This window comes from Pseudomonas sp. 05N433 (genome assembly GCF_056396925.1).
On the sequence record NZ_JBFTML010000006.1, the window covers coordinates 90,989 to 111,039 of the forward strand.

Consider the following 20,051-nt stretch of genomic DNA (forward strand, 5'->3'; position numbering starts at 1 on the left):
TTGTGTGGGTTTGTTTGAGTTGTGAAGTGTTGCTGTATGTAAGTTTTTTCGAGTGGTTCGGGCCAGGTTATGTAAGATTCTGCAAGATACTCGTTGCCTTTAAGGGTAGCTTAATAGTCACGGTCTGTCGGACCAAGGGCGTTGAACCCTGTTTTTTTGGGGGGTGAATTGTTACAAAGACATTGTCGAAGCGTTTAGCAGTGTTCGGCCAATAAAATCCCTGGCTCATCATGCGCAATGATTTCTTGTAGGAATAATCCGTGTTGTTTGTAGGTAATGTCTCTCGGTGCGAGTGGTCGAGGGGGACGGCATGCCATGGGTGAAACGACTAGGCTATGGTGCGGGCTCTAAAAATTCGAACAGCGAAAATTGGAATTGCCCATGAATAAAGTGCTGATCGTGGATGATCACCCCGTCATTCGTCTTGCGGTACGTATGCTAATGGAGCGTCATGGCTACGAAGTCATTGCAGAAACAGACAATGGCGTGGWTGCATTGCAACTTGCTCGTGAACTTATGCCGGATATCGTTATCCTGGATATTGGAATACCGAAGCTGGATGGGTTGGAAGTTATCGCGCGCCTGACCTCGGCGGCGATGCCTCTTAAAGTGCTGATATTGACGTCCCAGGCTCCAGGACATTTTTCCATGCGTTGTATGCAATCGGGTGCCGCCGGATATGTCTGTAAACAACAGGACCTTACTGAGTTGCTCAGTGCAATAAAGGCTGTATTGTCAGGTTATAGCTACTTTCCTAATCAGGCGCTGCATACTGTGCGCTCCAGTCTTGGGAATGCCAGTGAAGCCGATATGGTGGATCGTTTGTCCGGGCGGGAAATGATGGTCCTTCAGCAGTTGGCCCGAGGAAAGACAAACAAGGAAATCGCCGATGGGATGTTCCTCAGCAATAAAACCGTCAGTACTTACAAGACTCGCCTGTTGCTGAAGCTCAATGCTCGCTCACTGGTCGATCTTATTGAATTGGCTCAACGTAATGGCCTGGTATGAGTATGCCAGCGTTTGACGAGGGGCGATGAGCGGGCGTTTGTCGGGGATGGGCACTTAGTAAAAAGCCTCCGTTTCGGGAGGCTTTTAGGTGTCATAGGTCAAAATCGTAATCGGCCAATTGCTTTTGCAGTCGGCGCTCCTCCAGCAGATTGTCGATGGTGCGGCGTTTGCTCAGGTTGGTCTTCGCTACTTCCACCACCGGTTCTGCGTCATCGGCCTCAACGGCGGTGAAGTCGTCTTCTACGTCCAATTGCTCTTTGCCAGTGCTCATAAGGTTAACTCCAGGCTAAGACTGCCTTTGGCGCTCCTTATATCGACAATTTCCCGGCGGGTAAAAAAGATTTTTTCAATCGGCTAATCAAGAAAACTAATAGAGCCTCAATCGTCCGAGGTCTTTTGCTTGTATTCGCATAAGTCCTCGATCCGGCAGCTGCCACAACGCGGCTTGCGGGCCAGGCAAACGTAGCGTCCGTGGAGAATCAGCCAGTGATGGGCGTCGAGCAGATACTCCTTCGGCACGAATTTCATCAGTTTCTGCTCCACCTCGACCACATTCTTGCCCGGAGCAATGCCGGTACGGTTGCTGACCCGGAAAATGTGGGTGTCCACGGCCATGGTCAGCTGACGAAAGGCGGTATTGAGCACCACATTGGCGGTCTTGCGGCCGACGCCGGGCAACGCTTCCAGCGCTTCGCGGGTCTGCGGTACTTCACCGCCATGGCGCTCTACCAGCAAGCGACAGGTTTCGATCACGTTTTTTGCTTTGCTGTTATACAGGCCGATGGTCTTGATGTACTCCGATAATCCTTCAACGCCCAAGGCATAAATCGCCGCCGGCGTATTGGCCACCGGAAACAGTTTGGCGGTGGCCTTGTTGACGCCGACATCGGTCGATTGCGCCGAGAGAATCACGGCAATCAGCAGTTCGAACGGCGAGGAATAGGCCAGCTCGGTCTTCGGTTCAGGATTGTCTTCGTGAAACCTGCGGAAAATTTCCAGACGTTTTGCGGCATTCATGGGCGATGCGTTTCCTCGAAGGAGGTCAATGTGGGGGAGGGGCGGGTCCAGGCCTGACGTGCGGCGATCAGCAGCCCCAGCAGAATAAACCCGCCGGGGGCCAGCGTGGCCAAGCGCAGGCCACCGTCAGCGGTGAGCACCCAACCTTGCCAGTCCGGTTGCATGGCAGCGGTCAGCCAGGGCAGATGGCTACCCAGTGTCCCGTTGCCGATAAGCTCGCGGAGCAGGCCCAGGCCAATCATCAAGGCGCCGAACAGGCCGCACAGGCGCAGGCGGTCACGCCTTGTGCCCTGGAAAAAACCGTTATGTTCCAGCACCACGCATTGCAAGGCGATCAATCCGGTATAGAACCCCAGATGCTGGTGCCATTGAAGCGACCAGGCTTGCATGGCGAGTTCCACACAACTGGTCAGTGTGGCAGCCAGCAGGAGGCAGGCCAGTAAATGGGTTGCCGGAATCAGTCGTGAGCGCAAGATACCCATGCTCACGTCATAAACACTGAGCACCAGAGCGAACATCAGCCACAGGCCTAGAGCCGTTACCAACGAATCAGTGACGCCGATCAGAGGCGCAAGCATCAGCGAGTTCTGCAGGGTTGATGACTTATTCATGGGCGCTGCTCCCGATCAGCGGTTGCCGGTGTTCATCGAAGTAACGCAATGCATCGTGGGTGGCATTGATCACCGCTCTTGAGGTGATGGTCGCGCCTGCGATCTGATCGAATTGCCCTCGGTCCTTTTTCAAGGCCCAGCCAGTGTCGCTTGGTTCACCTAGAGACTTGCCGGTAAACACTTGCAGCCAGGCATTGGGCCAGTCGGCGAGCTTGCCGCCCAGCCCCGGGGTTTCCGATTGCTTGAGGGTTTTGACCCCCAGCAACGTGCCATGGGGGTCGATGGCGATCAGCAAATCGATGGCGCCGGCGTAGCCCAGTGTCTGGCTGCGCAGCAACACGGCGCTCGGTTGGCCGGCCTTGGACGCCAGATAGCCATTCAGCAGCGTGCTGTTGGGCAGGCGTGTTTTTTCGACGTTGAGGGGGTGTTCCAGTGGCTGATTGTCGTAGCTGTCGGGCGCTAGCAGATCCAGCAAATTGCGGCTGTCGATCAGGCGTTGTTCGGCGGCAATGCGTGCGGCGCTGGTGTACTGCGCGAGGTAAGTCGCGCCTGTCCCCAGGCCTGCCAGTAATACCAGGGTCACAACGCTTGTCGCTCGGTTCATGGGCTGACCTGCGCTTGTCTGGAGGCAGCAAACCGCTCCAGCGCCGGTACACAGAGGTTCATCAGCAGGACGGCAAAAGCCACCCCGTCGGGATAGCCGCCCCACGTGCGAATCAAGTAAGTCAGCAGCCCCACTCCGGCGCCGAACAGCAACCGGGCCGTGGGGTTTTTCGCGCCGGATACCGGTTCCGTCACGATGAAGAAGGCACCCAGCATGCTCGCGCCAGTGAGCAGATGGAAGAGTGGCGAGCCATGGGAATCGGAGCCCGAACCGTTCCAGCACAACAGGCTGATGACGAACAGGCTGGCGAGCATGCCGACCGGCGCATGCCAGCTGAACACCCGCCGTTGCAGCAGAAACGCGCCGCCGGCCAGGAAGGCCAGGTTGACCCATTCCACGCCCCGGCCGCCGAAATGGCCGAATGCCGGGTTGCCGGCAAACAGTTCGTCCATGGTCAGGCTTTTGTTGATTCGCAGGCTGTCCAGCGCGGTGGCCTGGGCCCACGCGTCTGGTGTCTGGCCGAGGTTGAAGCCGAACACTTGTTGCAGGCCAGCGAGGAAGTCCATGCCGTGGGACGACGGCCAATGGGTCATTTGCTGAGGAAACGTCACTGAAGCCAGGGCGAAACCGAGCATCGCCGGGTTGAACGGATTCCTGCCGACGCCGCCATACAGGTGCTTGCCGAAAAAAAGTCCGAATGCCGCAGCGCYGACCGTCAGCCACCATGGGCAATAAGGCGGCAAGGCCAGGGCCAACAGGGTCGCGCTGACCAGCGCACTGCCATCGCTCACTGTCGGTTTTAYAGGTTGCTTGCGCAGCTGTAACACCGCTGCTTCAACGGCCAGTGCGGTAGCTGCCGTCAGAATCAGGTTGATCAACACGCCCCAACCGTACAGCCAGAACAACATCAGCATTCCCGGCAGGGTGGCCAGCAACACCAGCTTCATGGCCTGCTGAAGGCGTTCATCCACCGATTCAAGGGGCGGCATAGGCATCCACCTGCCGCTCGGCTTCGCTGAGCGCATGTTGCAATGCTGTGATCTGTTCGGCCGGCGCTTCGTTTGTTTGAGCCTTCTTGAGTTCGGCGCGGCGCATGGCCAACTGGATCTTCGCCCGTTTCAGCTCGGCATCGTTTGTCGGAACAGGTGGAGTAGCTACCACCGGTGCACTGCTTTCCAGCAGCGACAGCGCCTGTTCGGCAGCTTCGAACTGCTGTTGCAGCACGATCAGTTGCGATTGCTGTTCGAAGGTCGGTGGATGCCCGAAGGCCTTGAGCGATTTATTCAGCTGCGCCCGACTCATCGCCAGATCGACCTTGGCCTTTTTCAGCGCCGCATCGGCATTGGCGGCCTTCTGCGCACGCACGCGCTCGAGCGCGGCCTGAACCGGGTCGAGCGTCACTTCACTGTGCTGCACGGCGCGTTGGGCGCGGGTCTGACGTTCGGCGAGTTTCTGTTCCTCTTCGCGATGTAGGCGGGCATTGCGCTGTTCGAAGCGACGTCGCGCGCGGTTGCGCTTGGCGGCCCGGGCCTGTTGCTCCTCCAGGCTGAACGCCAGCCCACCGACAATCGGCAGCGTGGCCAGCGGTAGCGGATGCATCTCGATGCAATCCACCGGGCAGGGCGCCACGCAGAGGTCGCAACCGGTGCATTCGTCGACGATGACCGTGTGCATGAATTTCGCCGCGCCGACAATCGCGTCGACCGGGCAGGCCTGAATGCATTTGGTGCAGCCGATGCATTCGGCTTCGCGGATGTACGCGATTTGCGCCGGTGCCGAACCGCGACTGACGTCCAGTTCCAGCACCGGCACTTTCAGCAGCTCGGCGAGGGCCGCGATGGTTTCGCTGCCGCCCGGTGGGCACTTGTTGATCGGCTCGCCGCTGGCGATGCCTTCGGCGTACGGTTTGCATCCGGGGTGGCCACACTTGCCGCATTGGGTCTGCGGCAAGAGGGCATCGATGCGTTGAATCAGACTCATGTTTTGATCAGCCCGCTGAATCCGAGAAAAACCACTGCGATCAATCCGGCGCCGATCAATTCGATCGGCAGGCCGCGAAAGGGCAGGGGGACATCGTTATCGAGTGTGCGTTGGCGCAAGTCGCTGAACAGGCTCAGCACCAGCCAGAAACCCAGCCCGGCACCGAGGCTCAAGGCTATGGCGTGGAAAAGTCCCTTGTCGTCCTGAGCGTTGAGCAGGGTCAGCCCAAGCACGCCGGCATTGCCCAGCAGCAGGGGCCAGAGACCCTCGAATGAAAGCTTGGCGAATAACCGTGGAAGCAGTTTCAGCAGCGGGCCGATCAGCAGAGCGCTCAGCGGCAGGAATACGAACAGTCGCAGCGACGTCAGCCCCAGCGGCACCAGCAGCCAGTGGTAGAGCGCATGGCCGAGCGTGCCGACGATCAGCATCAGGCACGTCGTCGCGATGCCCAATGCATGCACTTGTCGCCGCTCGCTGCCCAGCACCGGATCGACGCCCAGCGGCCAGTGCAACACGAGGTTGTTGATCAGGGCAGCGCTGATAAGCGTAAGAAGCAGTTCGGTCATGATCGTGCCGGTAAGAACAGGGCTTTCTTAAGGGGCTCTCTAAAAAGAGATTAGGCATTATCCGGCAAGGAAGGAGGGTGGGCCAGATATGAAAATCCCACAGTCGCGCCGGGCACGACTGTGGGATCGGTTTAGCGCAGGACTTTACTTGATGCGCTGACCTGGCTTGGCGCCACTGTCGGGGCTCAGCAGATAGATTTCTTCGCCACCAGGGCCGGCCGCCATCACCATGCCTTCGGAGATCCCGAATTTCATTTTGCGGGGCTTGAGGTTGGCAATCATCATGGTCAGGCGACCTTCAAGCTTGGCCGGGTCCGGGTAGGCGCTCTTGATGCCGGAGAGCACGTTGCGTTGCTCGTCACCGATGTCCAGGGTCAGGCGCAGCAGTTTGTCGGCACCTTCGACGGCTTCGGCCTTGAGGATCAGGGCGACGCGCAGGTCGACCGCGGCAAAGGTATCGAACTCGATCTCCGGCGACAGCGGATCCTTGGCCAGTTCGCCGTTGCCTTGAGGCGCGGCAGCTTCGCCGGTGTCGGTCTGGCTGGCGGTCAGGTCTTCTTTCGAGGCGTCGGTCATGGCTTGCACTTTTACCGGGTCGATGCGGGTCATCAACGGTTTGAACTCGTTCAGCTGATGGTTGCTGAGCAAGGTGGCGTGGTCGTTCCAGGTCAGCGGTGCGACGTTCAGGAACGCCTCGGCATCGGCGGCCAGCAGCGGCAGCACCGGCTTGAGGAAAATCACCAATTGGCGGAAMAGGTTGATACCCAGGGCGCAAATGGCCTGGACTTCATCCTGCTTGCCTTCCTGTTTGTTCAGCGACCATGGCGCCTTGTCGGCGATCCAGGCGTTGGCTCGGTCGGCCAGGCCCATGATTTCGCGCATGGCCCGGGCGAAGTCACGCGCCTCGTAGGCTTCGGCGATGCTCGGTGCTGCGGCCAGGAACGCTTCGGTCAGCTCTGGCGCGGCGTTGCCGGCCACCAGCACGCCAGCGTTGCCTTTGTTGATGAAACCGGCGCAACGGCTGGCGATGTTGACGACTTTGCCGACCAGGTCCGAGTTGACCTTCTGCACGAAGTCTTCGAGGTTCAGGTCCAGGTCATCGACGCCACGGCTCAGCTTGGMCGCGTAGTAGTAGCGCAGGTATTCCGGCGACAGGTGATCCAGATAGGTCCGGGCCTTGATGAAGGTGCCGCGGGACTTGGACATCTTCTGACCGTTGACGGTCAGGTAGCCGTGCACGTTGATGCCGGTCGGTTTACGGAAACCGGCGCCTTCGAGCATCGCTGGCCAGAACAGGGCGTGGAAGTTGACGATGTCCTTGCCGATGAAGTGGTACAGCTCGGCGGTGGAGTCCTTGCCCCAGAACGCGTCGAAATCAAGTGCAGGCGTACGGTTGCACAGGTTCTTGAAGCTGGCCATGTAGCCGATCGGCGCGTCCAGCCACACGTAGAAGTACTTGCCTGGTTCATCAGGAATTTCGAAGCCGAAGTACGGCGCATCGCGGGAGATGTCCCACTGTTGCAAGCCGGCGTCCAGCCATTCGGCGATCTTGTTGGCCACGGCCTCTTGCAAGGTGCCGCTGCGGGTCCAGGCTTGCAGCATTTCCTGGAAGTCCGGCAGCTTGAAGAAGAAGTGCTGGGAATCCTTGAGCACCGGCGTGGCGCCGGAGATTGCCGACTTCGGATCTTTGAGGTCGGTCGGCGCGTAGGTTGCACCGCATTTTTCGCAGTTGTCGCCGTACTGGTCTTCGGTGCCGCATTTCGGGCAGGTGCCCTTGATGAAGCGGTCGGCCAGGAACATTTTCTTTTCCGGGTCGAAGTACTGCGTGATCGAGCGCGTGGCGATGTGCCCGGCGTCGCGCAGCTTCAGGTAGATCTGGCTCGACAGCTCACGGTTTTCTTCGGCGTGAGTGGAGTGGAAGTTGTCGAAGTCCACCAGGAACTCGGCAAAGTCGGCGCTGTGTTCAGCCTGGACGTTGGCGATCAGTTGTTCCGGGGTGATGCCTTCCTTTTCTGCGCGCAGCATGATGGCCGAACCGTGGGCGTCGTCGGCGCAGACATAAATGCATTGGTTACCGCGATGCTTCTGGAAGCGCACCCACATATCGGTCTGGATGTATTCCAGCATATGGCCGAGGTGGATCGAACCATTGGCATAGGGCAGGGCGCTGGTGACGAGGATCTTGCGTGGCTCGGACATGGGGCTCGGCTACTTGATGAAACGGAGGTCGGCCACTATAAAGCGCCGGCGCATATTTTTCACCCCCACGGCCAGCTTCCACGGACCTTTGTACCCGCCGGTCATAAGATATTTGTCATATTCTGAAAGCATCCCGTCCAGGCGACAGAACGGTTAGGATACCCGCCTGATTTTCCAGTCTTGCTATCGGAGTTGCCCATGAGCGCCGTCAATCGCGCAGCGGTGGAAGCCGTCCTTCGCCAATACACCGACCCTTATCTGAACCAGGACCCGGTCAGCGCCGGGTGCGTGCGCAGCATCGATATTCAGGGCGATCGCGTCAGCGTCCAGCTGGAGCTGGGTTACGCCGCCGGTCTGTTCAAGAGTGGCTGGGCGCAGTTGTTGCAGATGGCCATCGAGGGCCTGGATGGCGTGGTCACTGCCCGTGTCGAGATCACCAGCGTGATTGCCGCGCACAAGGCCCAGGCACAGATTCCGGGGTTGGCCAACGTCAAAAACGTGGTGGCCGTGGCGTCTGGAAAGGGAGGCGTGGGCAAATCCACCACGGCCGCCAACCTGGCGCTGGCGTTGGCTCGTGAAGGTGCCAAAGTGGGGATTCTCGACGCGGACATCTACGGTCCGAGCCAGGGCATCATGTTCGGCATCCCTGAAGGCACCCGTCCTCAGGTCAAGGATCAGAAATGGTTCATTCCGATCGAGTCCCATGGCGTCGAAGTGATGTCCATGGCCTTCCTGACCGACGACAACACGCCGATGGTCTGGCGTGGGCCGATGGTGTCCGGCGCCTTGTTGCAACTGGTCACGCAAACGGCCTGGGGCGACCTGGATTACCTGGTCATCGACATGCCTCCAGGCACCGGCGACATCCAGTTGACCCTGGCGCAAAAAGTCCCGGTGGCCGGTGCGGTGATCGTGACCACCCCGCAGGATCTGGCATTGCTGGATGCGCGCAAGGGCGTGGAAATGTTCCGCAAGGTCAACATCCCGGTGCTGGGCGTGGTCGAAAACATGGCCGTGCACATCTGCTCCAACTGCGGGCATGCCGAGCATTTGTTCGGTGAGGGCGGGGGGGTGAAGCTGGCCAACCAGTATGGCGTCGAACTGTTGGCTTCGTTGCCGCTGTCGATGCTGATTCGCGAACAGGCCGATGGCGGCAAGCCAACGGTGATCGCCGAGCCTGACAGCCAGATTGCGATGGTTTACCAGGAACTGGCCCGCCATGTCGGCGCGCGGATCGTGTTGCAGGAAGCTGCGACGCCGGCGATGCCGAACATCACCGTCAGCGACGATTAAATCGCTGAAAAGAGATCGCTGCCTCGCTTCGCTCGACACGAGGCTGCGATCTTTTGATATTGCTTTAGATACGCAACCCGCCATCCAGCTCCAGAATCCGACCAGTGTAGTAGTCATTCTCGAAAATGTAGGCCGCCGACTGGGCGATCTCTTCGGGTTTGCCCATGCGCTTGAGCGGAATCCCGGAAGTCATCTTTTCCAGCGCTTCAGGTTTCATGCTCAGGGTCATTTCAGTTTCGATGAAGCCCGGCGCAATGCCCGCCACACGAATCCCATAGCGCGCCAGTTCCTTGGCCCAGGTCACGGTCGCCGCAGCGACACCGGCCTTGGCGGCGGAGTAGTTGGTCTGGCCGATATTGCCGGCGCGTGAGATCGACGAGATATTGATGATCGCGCCGCTGTTGTTCAGCTCGACCATTTTTGCCGCGACTTCACGGGTGCACAGGAACACGCCGGTCAGATTGACGTCGATCACCGCTTGCCATTGGGCCAGGCTCATCTTGGTCATTTCGCCATCCTTGACCTTCAGCAACAGGCCGTCACGCAAAATGCCGGCGTTGTTGATCAGGCCATGGATCGCGCCGAAATCGTCGGCCACCTGGCTGACCATATGGGTCACTTGCTCTTCATCGGCGACGTTGCACAAGTAGGCACGGGCCTCGACACCCTTGGCCTTGCAAGCGGCGACGGCGGCGTCGAGTTTTTCCTGGTTCAGGTCCACCAGGGCCAGCTTGGCGCCACGACCTGCAAGATACTCGGCCATGGAACGGCCTAAACCCTGGCAACCGCCGGTGATAATGATTACTTTGTCAGTGAGTTGCATTCGCATAGCCCCATAGCCGATCGGAGTGTTTCTCCTTCTAGAGGGCCTCTCGATCTGAGCCTGATGTGGCCTGGCTGCACATGAGAACTGCCCCTGTGGCGTACTGGAACTTTCACCCAGACGCCTGTCCGTTTTTTCGACGGAATCTATATAAGGAGTCATAAATTGAGCGTTGTAGTGGCTAAGCATGCCCGAGAATTGCTTCTCAAGGAATACCGTGGAGTGCTCTCGACGCACTCCAAAGCGATGCCCGGTTTCCCGTTTGGCTCCGTGGTTCCGTACTGTCTGGACGAACAGGGCCGGCCGCTGATCCTTATCAGCCGCATCGCTCAGCACACTCACAACCTGCTGAAGGATCCGAAATGCTCGCTGCTGGTGGGTGAGCGCGAGGCCGAAGACGTGCAAGCCGTTGGTCGGCTGACCTACCTGGCCGAAGGAGAAAAGCTCGAGGACACCGCAGCCATCGAAGCGGCAGCCGAGCGTTACTACCGCTATTTCCCGGATTCGCAGAACTATCACAAGGCCCACGATTTCGATTTCTGGGTGCTCAAACCGGTACGCCACCGTTACATCGGCGGCTTCGGCGCGATTCACTGGGTCGACCAACTGACCCTCGCCAACCCGTTCGCCGGCAAGGCCGAAGTGAGCATGGTCGAGCACATGAATGCCGATCACGCCAAAGCCATCGCCCACTATGTCGACTTGGCGGGCCTGCCGAAAACCGTGCCGGCGCAATTGGTCGGCATCGACAGCGAAGGCATGCACTTGCGCATCGGCCAGGGGCTTTACTGGCTGCCGTTTCAAGCGCCTTGTAATACGCCGACACAAGTCCGGGAAGCCTTGGTTTTCCTGGCTCACGCCGAACATTGGCCGAAAAATCAAGTGGCCGATGCTTGAATTCACGAAACGGCGACGTCATCTAAGGAAGACTGGCAAGGCTTACTTGCGTTGAGGAACCATTTGATGCGCCCTTTTTTGTTGCTCTTTGTACTGTTTCCGGTGTTGGAGCTGTTCGTATTCGTCAAGGTCAGCGCAGCGATCGGGTTTTTCCCGGCCCTGCTGCTGATCATTCTCGGCTCGATGCTCGGCATGTTCGTGCTGCGTATCGCCGGTCTGGCTACTGCGCTGCGCGCTCGTGAAAGCCTGAGCCGCGGCGAGTTGCCGGCCCAGACCATGCTCGAAGGCCTGATGCTGGCCCTGGCGGGGGGGCTGTTGATTCTGCCGGGCTTCGTCACCGACGTGCTGGGTCTGATTATGTTGCTGCCGATCTCTCGTCAACTGCTGGCCAATAAAATGCGCCAGCGCGCCGAGGAACAAGCGATGCGCCAGCGTGCGTTTGCCGATGACCTTCAGCCGCGGGGCGGTCCTGCTCCACGTCAGCCGTTGGGCCGTGAGCCTAACGTGATCGAAGGCGAGTTCGAACACCGCGACTCCAAGTAACATGTCCATCGACACGGCACCTTTGGGTGCCGTGTTCATTTTCAGGGTATCGACGTAAAAATTTCGCTCTCGGCCCTTGAAATAGGCTCGCGCGCCCTTATGTAACGGTCACCGCAAGGTTTCTGGCAATTGCGCCAGACAGACTTCCGCGGTTCGCTCGACGAACCGCACCCGGCGCCGCCGGATTTGTTAAACCCGCCGGGACTACACCGGCCGATGAAAACCACAATTAGGAGAGATCGACAATGAAGCTTCGTCCTCTGCATGACCGCGTCGTTATCCGTCGCAGCGAAGAAGAAAAGAAAACCGCTGGCGGTATCGTCCYGCCAGGTTCGGCTGCTGAGAAGCCAAACCAGGGTGAAGTCCTAGCTGTAGGCCCAGGCAAAGTGCTGGACAACGGCGAAGTGCGTGCACTGTCCGTGAAAGTGGGTGACAAGGTGGTGTTCGGCCCGTACTCCGGCAGCAACACTGTGAAAGTCGATGGCGAAGACCTGGTGATCATGGCTGAGAACGAGATTCTCGCTGTTGTCGAAGGCTGATTCCCCGCTCATTTTCCCGCTACTACAAAGTATTTAAGGAATATCGATCATGGCTGCTAAAGAAGTTAAATTCGGCGACTCCGCCCGCAAGAAAATGCTCACCGGTGTCAACGTTCTGGCTGACGCAGTAAAAGCGACCCTGGGCCCGAAAGGCCGTAACGTGATCATCGAGAAGAGCTTCGGCGCTCCGACCATCACCAAGGACGGCGTTTCCGTAGCCAAAGAAATCGAACTCGAAGACCGCTTCGAAAACATGGGCGCGCAGCTGGTCAAAGACGTTGCCTCCCGTGCCAACGATGACGCAGGCGACGGTACCACCACCGCTACCGTTCTGGCTCAGTCGATCGTCAACGAAGGCCTGAAAGCCGTCGCTGCCGGCATGAACCCGATGGACCTGAAGCGCGGTATCGACAAAGCGACCATCGCGATCGTCAAGGAACTGAAAGCCCTGTCCAAGCCTTGCGCTGACACCAAGGCAATCGCTCAGGTAGGTACCATCTCGGCCAACTCCGACAACTCCATCGGCGACATCATTGCCGAAGCCATGGAAAAAGTCGGTAAAGAAGGCGTGATCACCGTTGAAGAAGGCTCGGGCCTGGAAAACGAACTGTCGGTTGTTGAAGGCATGCAGTTCGACCGTGGCTACCTGTCCCCGTACTTCGTCAACAAGCCAGAGACCATGACTGCCGAGCTGGATGGTCCGCTGATCCTGCTGGTCGACAAAAAGATCTCGAACATCCGCGAAATGCTGCCAGTACTGGAAGCCGTTGCCAAAGCCGGCCGTCCACTGCTGATCGTGGCCGAAGACGTTGAAGGCGAAGCCCTGGCGACTCTGGTTGTGAACAACATGCGTGGCATCGTTAAAGTCGCAGCCGTCAAGGCTCCAGGCTTCGGCGACCGTCGCAAGGCCATGCTGCAGGACATCGCTGTTCTGACCGGCGGTACCGTGATCTCCGAAGAGATCGGTCTGAGCCTGGAAAGCACTACCCTGGAACACCTGGGTAATGCCAAGCGCGTGATCCTGTCCAAAGAAAACACCACCGTGATCGACGGCGCCGGCGTTGAGGCTGATATCCAGGCTCGCGTGACCCAGATCCGTCAACAAGTGGCCGACACTTCGTCCGACTACGACCGTGAAAAACTGCAAGAGCGCCTGGCCAAACTGTCCGGCGGCGTTGCAGTGATCAAGGTCGGCGCTGGTTCCGAAGTTGAAATGAAAGAGAAGAAAGCCCGCGTTGAAGACGCCCTGCACGCTACCCGTGCAGCCGTTGAAGAAGGCGTGGTACCTGGCGGCGGCGTGGCACTGATCCGTGCCCTGCAAGCCATCAGCGAACTGAAAGGCGACAACGCCGATCAGGACGTCGGTATCGCTGTTCTGCGTCGTGCGGTTGAAGCGCCACTGCGTCAGATCGTTGCCAACTCCGGCGACGAGCCAAGCGTGGTTGTCGACAAGGTCAAGCAAGGCGCGGGTAACTTCGGTTACAACGCTGCCACCAGCGAATACGGCGACATGATCGAAATGGGCATCCTGGACCCAACCAAGGTGACCCGTTCGGCTCTGCAAGCTGCATCCTCGATTGGCGGTCTGATCCTGACCACCGAGGCCGCTGTTGCCGAAGCACCGAAGAAAGACGGTGCAGCTGGCGGCGGTATGCCAGACATGGGCGGTATGGGTGGCATGGGCGGCATGATGTAAGCCAGCCTTACCCCTATAAAAAAGCCCCGCCTGCGTCGAGCAGGCGGGGCTTTTTATTGCCTTCATTTTGGTAGGTCCGCAGATCGCGTCGCGGCCATCCATCGCGGGCAAGCCACGATCCCACAGTGGATTGCGTAAACCTGTGGGAGCAGGGCTTGCCCGCAATGGCGTCGGTTCAGGCGCTGACCGGTTTTGCCTCGTTCGCCTGTTCAGTCTTGGAGGCCGGCCGGTACAGGATGTTGTAGTACGCACCCAGGCAAAACAGCCAGCAGAAAATCGCCGTCCACACGTTGTGCGAGAAGAAGTGCGCGCCCTGCATCATCCGGCCGATGGAAAACACCGAGCCCAACGTGAAAGCGAAGATAAACGCATAGCGTGCCAGCCGTGGGCGTCGGTCACGCAACACAAAGAACAACGCAAACAGGGTGAAGCCGGTCGCCGCATGACCACCGGGCCAGCAGCGGCCTGGCTTGTCGGTATGCGGGCGAGGACTCAGCAGTTCGCTGTAGGTTTCGTGTCCGCCGAATTGTTCCAGGCTCCATGGGCATTGCACCGCCGTTGCCGCTTTGAGCGGAGTGACAAAGGAGGTTGACAGCGCCAGAGACAACACCAGGCAACCCATTTCACGTTTGAACGGTTTGAGCCTTTCAATGAAAAAGGAACTGACAAAGCCGAGGATAGAGAACACCGAAAAGGCAATGACCACTTGCTTGGCCCGGTCATGCAGGATGTTTTCCAGGAAATAACTGTGGCGCCCGATGAACGCACCGGCGACCGGATCATAGAACAGCTTGGCAAGGTCCATGTCCAGGGACGTCAACTCGAGCAGCATCAGGGTGATCGCCGCAATGGCGGGCACTCCCAGGCACAGCCAGAAATTGAGCGGGCGGGAGACGGGACGGACAGCGGTTGATGACATGGTGGATCCTGATGAATGGAAAAACCCCGGGGCATCAGCCCGGGGCCATTCGATTAACGTTCGCTGACTTGGCGGATGCCCTCCGTGGGCGCTTTCCAGCCGAGCAGCTGTTGCTTGAAGCCATGACTGGCAGTTTGGTAGTAAGTGATTGCGCGGGTGATCAACGGATCACCTGTGGTTGCCTGTGATTCGCGACTGTCGGTCAGTGCATCGTCGTGGCGACGCAGACCCTCACGCGGGCTCAGGATCGCTAAATCCTTACCGTCGAACAAGCCCAGATGTTGATAGTTGCCAACCACCACTCGCGGTGGCAGTGGATTGTCCTGCAACAGGTTGCGACCGAAGAACGTCGACTGGTAATCCAGGTTCAGCAGCCCGAGCAACGTTGGCGCAAGGTCGATCTGACTGGCCAGCTGTGCGGTTTCCCGAGCGTCGATCAGCTTCGGTGCATAGATGAACAGCGGAATCTGATAGTTGCTGATCGGCAAGTCTTCTTTGCCGGCGCTGCCAGCCGTGTGGTCGGCAACGAAGACGAAGATTGTATTATCGAACCAGGGTTTTTTGCGCGCCTGATCGAGGAACTGACCAATGGCGAAGTCGGTGTACTTCACCGCACCGTCGCGTCCGTTACCGGATTTGATATCGATACGGTTATCCGGGTAGGTGTAGGGGCGATGGTTGGAGGTGGTCATCAGTTGCAGTAGAAACGGCTGTTGCCTGGCGTAGTCGGCATCGGCCAGTTTCAGGGTCTGGTTATAGAGGTCTTCGTCAGCCATTCCCCAGGCGTTCTTGAAGTGAATCTCTGATTCATCGACGCTGCTCTGGTCGACGACGCGATAGCCGTTGCCGCTGAAGAACGCGTTCATGTTGTCGAAGTAACCGCGCCCGCCATACACGAATACGCTGTCGTAACCCACGGCGCCAAGTTGCTGGCCGAGGCTGGCGAAACCGCTTTCACGACCCACGCGCTTGACGATCGAGCGCCCCGGCGTCGGTGGAATGGCCAGGGTGATGGCCTCCAGGCCGCGATCGGTGCGGGTGCCGGTGGCGTAGAAATTATTGAAGTACAGGCTTTGTTTGCGCAAGGCATCGAGGTTTGGTGTCAGGTTGCGATCGTCGCCATTGCTGCCCATGTACTTGGCACTGAAGCTTTCGATGGTGACCAGCACGATGTTGGGTTTTCGTTCGGTGCCGGGATTATCGATCATCCGGCGGATGTCCTGCGGATCCTCGCCGATGAAGCGAGCGTTGGGCTCGGTCAGTTCAGCGCGAATCTGTTGCGCGACGACGGAGGTCGGCAGGGTGCTGTAGAACTGCGGGTAATCCAGTTCGTTATTGCGAAAGGCGGCGAAGAACTGGTACGGGCCATTGCTCGCCAGTTCGTTCTGATAGGCATTACCGCCCTGAGCGCGCGGCGCATCCTGGCTGAGCAGTTGCGCGCTCAGGCCCGCGACGATCAGCAGGCCGAGTGCATTCAGCAGACGCCCGCGCATGGCAGGCAATGGTGCGTCCAGCGCAGCGTTGAAGGATTTGCGCAGCGCAAGGCTCAGAATCACGGCCAGCACCGCGAGCAGGCTCAGCAGCTTGCCGATCGGGTACGACTCCAACAGGTTATTCAGCACTTCGTCGGAGTAGACCAGGTAATCGACGGCGATAAAGTTGAAACGCACACCGAACTCATCCCAGAACAGCCATTCGGCCACCGACGTGAACAGCATGGCGAACAGGCTGACGGTCAGCAGGCCCTGAAGGAACCAGCGATGGCCACGGCGGCGCCACAAGGCCGGCGGGCATAGCAGCAGATAGAGGCCCATGGGCAGCGCCGCGTAGGCAATGAAACCCAGGTCATAAAGCAGGCCGATGCCAAACACGGACAGGAGCCCGCTGCCTGCCTCATCCAGGTGAGTGAGGAGGAGAACGCTTCGGGTCAGGAGAAAAATGACCAGCCAGGAACCGGTTACCAGTAGCAGAAAGCGCATTGGCGCCGTCTTCAAACAATCCATTATCTACATTCCCTATATCAATCGCGCGAAAGTTTCTCTTGAACGCTGTAGTCGGGTTGTGAACCGACAGTGAAAAACTTGTTAGCACCATTATTTGGTTGAGCGCATCGATTCTACGACCGGCCGCCCTAGCCCTGAGTCACACTAGGCCTTAAGCTGCGCGGGCCAAGACGGCCGTTACTGTATACGGAGGAGGTGCCGATGCGAATTCTATTGGTTGAAGACAACCGCGATATCCTGGCCAACCTGGCCGATTATCTGGGGCTCAAAGGTTACACCGTGGATTGCGCGCAGGACGGTTTATCTGGCTTGCACCTGGCGGCCACCGAGCATTACGACTTGATCGTACTCGATATCATGCTGCCCGGTATCGATGGCTACACCCTGTGCAAACGCCTGCGCGAAGACGCCCGCCGTGATACGCCGGTGATCATGCTCACTGCGCGCGATCAACTGGACGACCGTCTGCAAGGCTTCAAATCCGGCGCCGACGATTACTTGATCAAACCCTTTGCCCTGTCAGAACTGGCGGCGCGCATCGAGGCGGTCATGCGCCGTGCCCAGGGTGGCGGTCGCCGTGCCTTGCAGGTTGGCGATCTGAGCTACGACCTCGATACCCTGGAGGTGACGCGCGAAGGCCGTCTGCTGAAACTCAACCCGGTGGGCCTGAAGTTGCTGGCGGTGTTGATGCAGAAAAGCCCGCACGTGCTGCGCCGGGAAATTCTCGAAGAGGCCCTGTGGGGCGACGACTGCCCGGACAGCGACAGCCTGCGCAGCCACGTCCATCAATTGCGCCAGGTGATCGACAAGCCGTTCGCCAAACCCCTGCTGCACACGGTGCACGGCGTCGGTTATCGCTTGGCCGAGGGCCGTGATGGAGTTTAAGCAGAGCCTTTCGCAACGGATCATCATCGCCTTTGCGTTGATGAGCGCATTGGTCGCGGGAGCCTTCGCGATAGGCATCATCGCGACCGTGCACCTGGTGGAGGAGAAACTGATTTCGTCAGGTCTGGGTGGCGATTTGCAACGCCTGTTGCTGATGGACAGCGTGACGGACTGGAGCCACCGCCCCGAGCCGGACCAGTTGTTCTATTTCAGCGGCGGGCCGGGCGATTTTGAGTTACCCAAGGATTTGCGGCACCTGGACTCGGGTTTTCATGAAGTCTTTCGCGACCATCTGTCGTATCACGCCATGGTCGAAATCGTCGACGGACGGCGCTACGTGCTGTTGCAGGACCAGAGCGATTTCGAAGAGCGTGAACGGGTGCTGTTTGCCGTAGTGCTGGTGGGGTTCGTACTGAGCCTGGCGCTGGCGGTATTTCTGGGCTGGGTGCTGGCGCGCAAGGTGATGGCGCCGGTGGTGCGACTGGCCCGCCAGGTACGCCATCGCGATCAGCTGTTGGGCCTGGCACCGCCACTGGCGCCGGATTATGCCGCCGATGAAGTGGGCGAGCTGGCCGTGGCCTTCGACGCCACCCTCGGGCGCTTGCGTCAGGCGTTGACCCGTGAGCGATTGTTCACCAGTGACGTCAGCCACGAACTGCGCACGCCATTGATGGTGTTGGCCAGTTCCTGTGAATTGTTGCTGGAAAACCCCGGCATCGATCAGCGCGGGCGTGCCCAGGTCGAGCGGATCGCCCGGGCTTGCGCAGAGATGCGCGAGTTGGTGCAGACCTTCCTCATGCTGGCCCGCGCTCAGCATGAAGACGCCAGCATGGGCCCCCAGCAGAGCCTCAGTCAGGTGGCCGACGGGTTGCTTTGCCAATGGCGCGAACCGATCGAAGCCAAGGGCCTGACGTTGAACGTCGAGTTGGGCAACCCGCCGGACACTCGCTATAACGCGACGCTTCTGCACGCGGTGATGGGCAACCTGTTGCGTAATGCGCTGCATTACACCGAGCATGGGTTTATCCGCTTGGCCCTGACGGATACGGGGTTCGTGGTCGAGGACAGTGGTGTGGGCATTCCGGAAGAAAAACGCGAGGCGATGTTCGAGCCTTTCGTACGCGGCAGCGAAAAGCGTGGCGAGGGCTTGGGGCTGGGGCTGTCGCTGGTGCAACGGATCTGCGAGAACCAGGGCTGGAGTGTCAGCCTGACGAACATGGAGCCCAACGGTTGTCGCTTCCAGGTGGAGTTGAGTCAGAAAAAGCGGTGAATGGGTTGAAAAATAAATCGGCTCCGTAAAACCCTGAAATGATTCCGAGGTTACCTGACGAAATTTTCACCAACGCATGACCTGACGCTGACACCCCGCAACTTAAGGTGGTTGTCATCAGAAGCTCAGGAGATTGCAGTCATGGCTGGCCCGATAAAGCTCGGCTTCTCCGAAAAATACGACGATCAACCCGCACAGAAAAATGTGCGCAAGCACCAGGTGGGGCTCGGTCGCCGGCTGTCCCAATGGCGTGATGAACACCTGGCGCGAAAGGCCCTGGCGTTGGCCGGTGAACCTGGCCTGGTCCTCGATTTGCCCTGCGGTGCCGGGCGTTTCTGGCCGTTGCTCGCGGAAAAGCACAACCGTGTCATCATCGGGGCCGACAACTCGGTGTCCATGCTCAAGACTGCCATGCGCACTCAACCCGCCGACGTGGTCAAAAGGGTACAACCCTTGCACACGTCTGCATTCGACATTGCCTTGCCCGATAACGCGGTCGACAGCATTTTCTGCATGCGTCTGCTCCATCACATCGGTGAAGCCGAGCAACGACTGACCATCCTGCGTGAATTCGAGCGTGTCACCCGCGACAGCGTGATCGTTTCGCTATGGGTAGACGGCAATTTCAAGGCCTGGAAACGCAAACGCGCCGAGAGGATGCGTGGGCAGGAAGGTTACCAGACTCGATTTGTGTTACCGGCTGCCACGATTGAAAAGGAGTTCGAGCAGGCGGGTTTCCATATTCAGGGGCAAATGGATTTTTTACCGCTCTATGCCATGTGGCGGGTCTATGTATTACGCAAGAGGTAACAGAATGACAGTGCACTATGCAGCTGCGCCCCATGACCTGAAGCAAGGGCGTCGCCACTCGTCGTTCAGCGATACAGACGGGGAAAAACTCGTCTACTTTTATAACAAGGCGTTTGGCAGCGCTATCAAAGGCTTATCGCAATGAAACTCGAAATTGCACGAGGTTTGTTTTTAGCCGGAGCCTTGGCAGTTGCTTCTTTGGCGGTGGCTGCCTGGGAGCAGCCCCGCACGCAGGTCCTCAGTTCCGTGCACGGCGACGCACATTGTCCGTTGCCCCGGGTAGCCAAAGCACCCGTGGCCACTCAACCCGATCATGACTTGTTACTGTTCATGTTCGGACTTTCTCAGGGACTGAGGCCACAGAGTTGAACAGATTGAAGCCCAAATA

General features: G+C 58.7%; 21 protein-coding genes and 1 pseudogene. 11 read left to right on the top strand and 11 right to left on the bottom strand.

The window, feature by feature from the left end:
• Window positions 1–381: 381 nt before the first annotated feature.
• Window positions 382–1,008, top strand: a complete 627-nt coding sequence (locus AC1DIS_RS04220; protein ID WP_477780780.1) for a response regulator — start codon at window positions 382–384, stop codon at window positions 1,006–1,008.
• Window positions 1,009–1,099: 91 nt separating this feature from the next.
• On the opposite strand, the gene AC1DIS_RS04225 is transcribed toward AC1DIS_RS04220, so the two are convergent.
• The 8 genes from AC1DIS_RS04225 to metG form a co-directional block, all read right to left on the bottom strand.
• On the bottom strand, window positions 1,100–1,279 hold the full coding sequence (locus tag AC1DIS_RS04225) for a PA3496 family putative envelope integrity protein (RefSeq protein WP_018926601.1): 180 nt from the start codon (window positions 1,277–1,279) through the stop codon (window positions 1,100–1,102).
• 107 nt (window positions 1,280–1,386) lie between these two features.
• On the bottom strand, window positions 1,387–2,025 hold the full coding sequence (gene nth / locus AC1DIS_RS04230) for an endonuclease III (RefSeq protein ID WP_018926600.1): 639 nt from the start codon (window positions 2,023–2,025) through the stop codon (window positions 1,387–1,389).
• Window positions 2,022–2,636, bottom strand: a complete 615-nt coding sequence (locus tag AC1DIS_RS04235) for an Rnf-Nqr domain containing protein (RefSeq protein ID WP_018926599.1) — start codon at window positions 2,634–2,636, stop codon at window positions 2,022–2,024. Before AC1DIS_RS04235 ends, nth begins: the two co-directional genes overlap by 4 nt.
• A complete protein-coding gene (locus AC1DIS_RS04240) occupies window positions 2,629–3,240 on the bottom strand; it encodes an RnfABCDGE type electron transport complex subunit G (protein ID WP_064616314.1) in 612 nt (203 codons plus the stop codon). Before AC1DIS_RS04240 ends, AC1DIS_RS04235 begins: the two co-directional genes overlap by 8 nt.
• Window positions 3,237–4,229, bottom strand: coding sequence for an RnfABCDGE type electron transport complex subunit D (locus AC1DIS_RS04245; RefSeq protein ID WP_477780781.1), 993 nt, complete (start codon window positions 4,227–4,229; stop codon window positions 3,237–3,239). The genes AC1DIS_RS04240 and AC1DIS_RS04245 overlap by 4 nt, the downstream gene beginning before the upstream one ends.
• The gene (gene rsxB / locus AC1DIS_RS04250; RefSeq protein ID WP_477744528.1) at window positions 4,216–5,220 is read right to left on the bottom strand and encodes an electron transport complex subunit RsxB; all 1,005 of its coding nucleotides are present in this window, start codon (window positions 5,218–5,220) and stop codon (window positions 4,216–4,218) included. Before rsxB ends, AC1DIS_RS04245 begins: the two co-directional genes overlap by 14 nt.
• Window positions 5,217–5,786, bottom strand: a complete 570-nt coding sequence (locus AC1DIS_RS04255) for an electron transport complex protein RnfA (protein ID WP_477744529.1) — start codon at window positions 5,784–5,786, stop codon at window positions 5,217–5,219. The genes rsxB and AC1DIS_RS04255 overlap by 4 nt, the downstream gene beginning before the upstream one ends.
• A gap of 144 nt (window positions 5,787–5,930) precedes the next feature.
• The gene (metG, locus tag AC1DIS_RS04260; protein WP_477780782.1) at window positions 5,931–7,985 is read right to left on the bottom strand and encodes a methionine--tRNA ligase; all 2,055 of its coding nucleotides are present in this window, start codon (window positions 7,983–7,985) and stop codon (window positions 5,931–5,933) included.
• Window positions 7,986–8,183: 198 nt separating this feature from the next.
• Between metG and apbC the strand changes: the two genes are divergently transcribed.
• Entirely contained in the window at window positions 8,184–9,278 is a 1,095-nt protein-coding gene (gene apbC, locus AC1DIS_RS04265) for an iron-sulfur cluster carrier protein ApbC (RefSeq protein WP_018926592.1), read from the top strand.
• 64 nt (window positions 9,279–9,342) lie between these two features.
• Here the strand turns inward: apbC and AC1DIS_RS04270 are convergent, their stop codons facing one another.
• A complete protein-coding gene (locus AC1DIS_RS04270; protein ID WP_018926591.1) occupies window positions 9,343–10,101 on the bottom strand; it encodes an SDR family oxidoreductase in 759 nt (252 codons plus the stop codon).
• 165 nt (window positions 10,102–10,266) lie between these two features.
• Here AC1DIS_RS04270 and AC1DIS_RS04275 point away from each other — a divergent pair, with 165 nt between their 5' ends.
• The 4 genes from AC1DIS_RS04275 (at window position 10,267) to groL (ending at window position 13,776) form a co-directional block, all read left to right on the top strand.
• Window positions 10,267–10,998 carry a HugZ family pyridoxamine 5'-phosphate oxidase gene (locus tag AC1DIS_RS04275; RefSeq protein WP_026286457.1) on the top strand — a complete coding sequence of 244 codons (732 nt, stop codon included), beginning with the start codon at window positions 10,267–10,269 and terminating at the stop codon, window positions 10,996–10,998.
• 66 nt (window positions 10,999–11,064) lie between these two features.
• Window positions 11,065–11,541, top strand: coding sequence for an FxsA family protein (locus AC1DIS_RS04280; RefSeq protein WP_477744530.1), 477 nt, complete (start codon window positions 11,065–11,067; stop codon window positions 11,539–11,541).
• A 245-nt stretch (window positions 11,542–11,786) separates the two neighbouring features.
• Window positions 11,787–12,080, top strand: coding sequence for a co-chaperone GroES (locus tag AC1DIS_RS04285; RefSeq protein ID WP_477780783.1), 294 nt, complete (start codon window positions 11,787–11,789; stop codon window positions 12,078–12,080).
• Between the two features lie 49 nt (window positions 12,081–12,129).
• Window positions 12,130–13,776 (top strand): chaperonin GroEL, encoded by a 1,647-nt coding sequence (groL, locus tag AC1DIS_RS04290; RefSeq protein WP_018926587.1) that lies wholly within the window; start codon window positions 12,130–12,132, stop codon window positions 13,774–13,776.
• A 175-nt stretch (window positions 13,777–13,951) separates the two neighbouring features.
• Here the strand turns inward: groL and AC1DIS_RS04295 are convergent, their stop codons facing one another.
• Together AC1DIS_RS04295 and AC1DIS_RS04300 are read right to left on the bottom strand one after the other, a co-directional pair.
• Window positions 13,952–14,695 carry a phosphatase PAP2 family protein gene (locus AC1DIS_RS04295; RefSeq protein WP_064616318.1) on the bottom strand — a complete coding sequence of 248 codons (744 nt, stop codon included), beginning with the start codon at window positions 14,693–14,695 and terminating at the stop codon, window positions 13,952–13,954.
• Between the two features lie 53 nt (window positions 14,696–14,748).
• The gene (locus AC1DIS_RS04300) at window positions 14,749–16,698 is read right to left on the bottom strand and encodes an LTA synthase family protein (RefSeq protein ID WP_477744531.1); all 1,950 of its coding nucleotides are present in this window, start codon (window positions 16,696–16,698) and stop codon (window positions 14,749–14,751) included.
• 201 nt (window positions 16,699–16,899) lie between these two features.
• Here AC1DIS_RS04300 and colR point away from each other — a divergent pair, with 201 nt between their 5' ends.
• From colR to AC1DIS_RS04325, 5 genes and pseudogenes are all read left to right on the top strand, one after another.
• Entirely contained in the window at window positions 16,900–17,583 is a 684-nt protein-coding gene (gene colR, locus AC1DIS_RS04305) for a two-component system response regulator ColR (protein ID WP_007938890.1), read from the top strand.
• Complete coding sequence (locus AC1DIS_RS04310) at window positions 17,573–18,853, top strand: sensor histidine kinase (RefSeq protein ID WP_064616320.1); 1,281 nt, start codon at window positions 17,573–17,575, stop codon at window positions 18,851–18,853. Before colR ends, AC1DIS_RS04310 begins: the two co-directional genes overlap by 11 nt.
• Window positions 18,854–18,994: 141 nt before the next feature.
• Window positions 18,995–19,663 (top strand): class I SAM-dependent methyltransferase, encoded by a 669-nt coding sequence (locus AC1DIS_RS04315; RefSeq protein WP_064616321.1) that lies wholly within the window; start codon window positions 18,995–18,997, stop codon window positions 19,661–19,663.
• 1 nt (window position 19,664) lies between these two features.
• A pseudogene (locus AC1DIS_RS04320) lies at window positions 19,665–19,808 on the top strand (lipopolysaccharide kinase InaA family protein); the annotation flags it as partial.
• Window positions 19,805–20,032: a hypothetical protein gene (locus tag AC1DIS_RS04325; protein WP_026331876.1), complete on the top strand. Its 228-nt coding sequence runs from the start codon at window positions 19,805–19,807 to the stop codon at window positions 20,030–20,032. The pseudogene AC1DIS_RS04320 and the gene AC1DIS_RS04325, both read left to right, overlap by 4 nt.
• The last annotated feature ends 19 nt before the right edge of the window (window positions 20,033–20,051 follow it).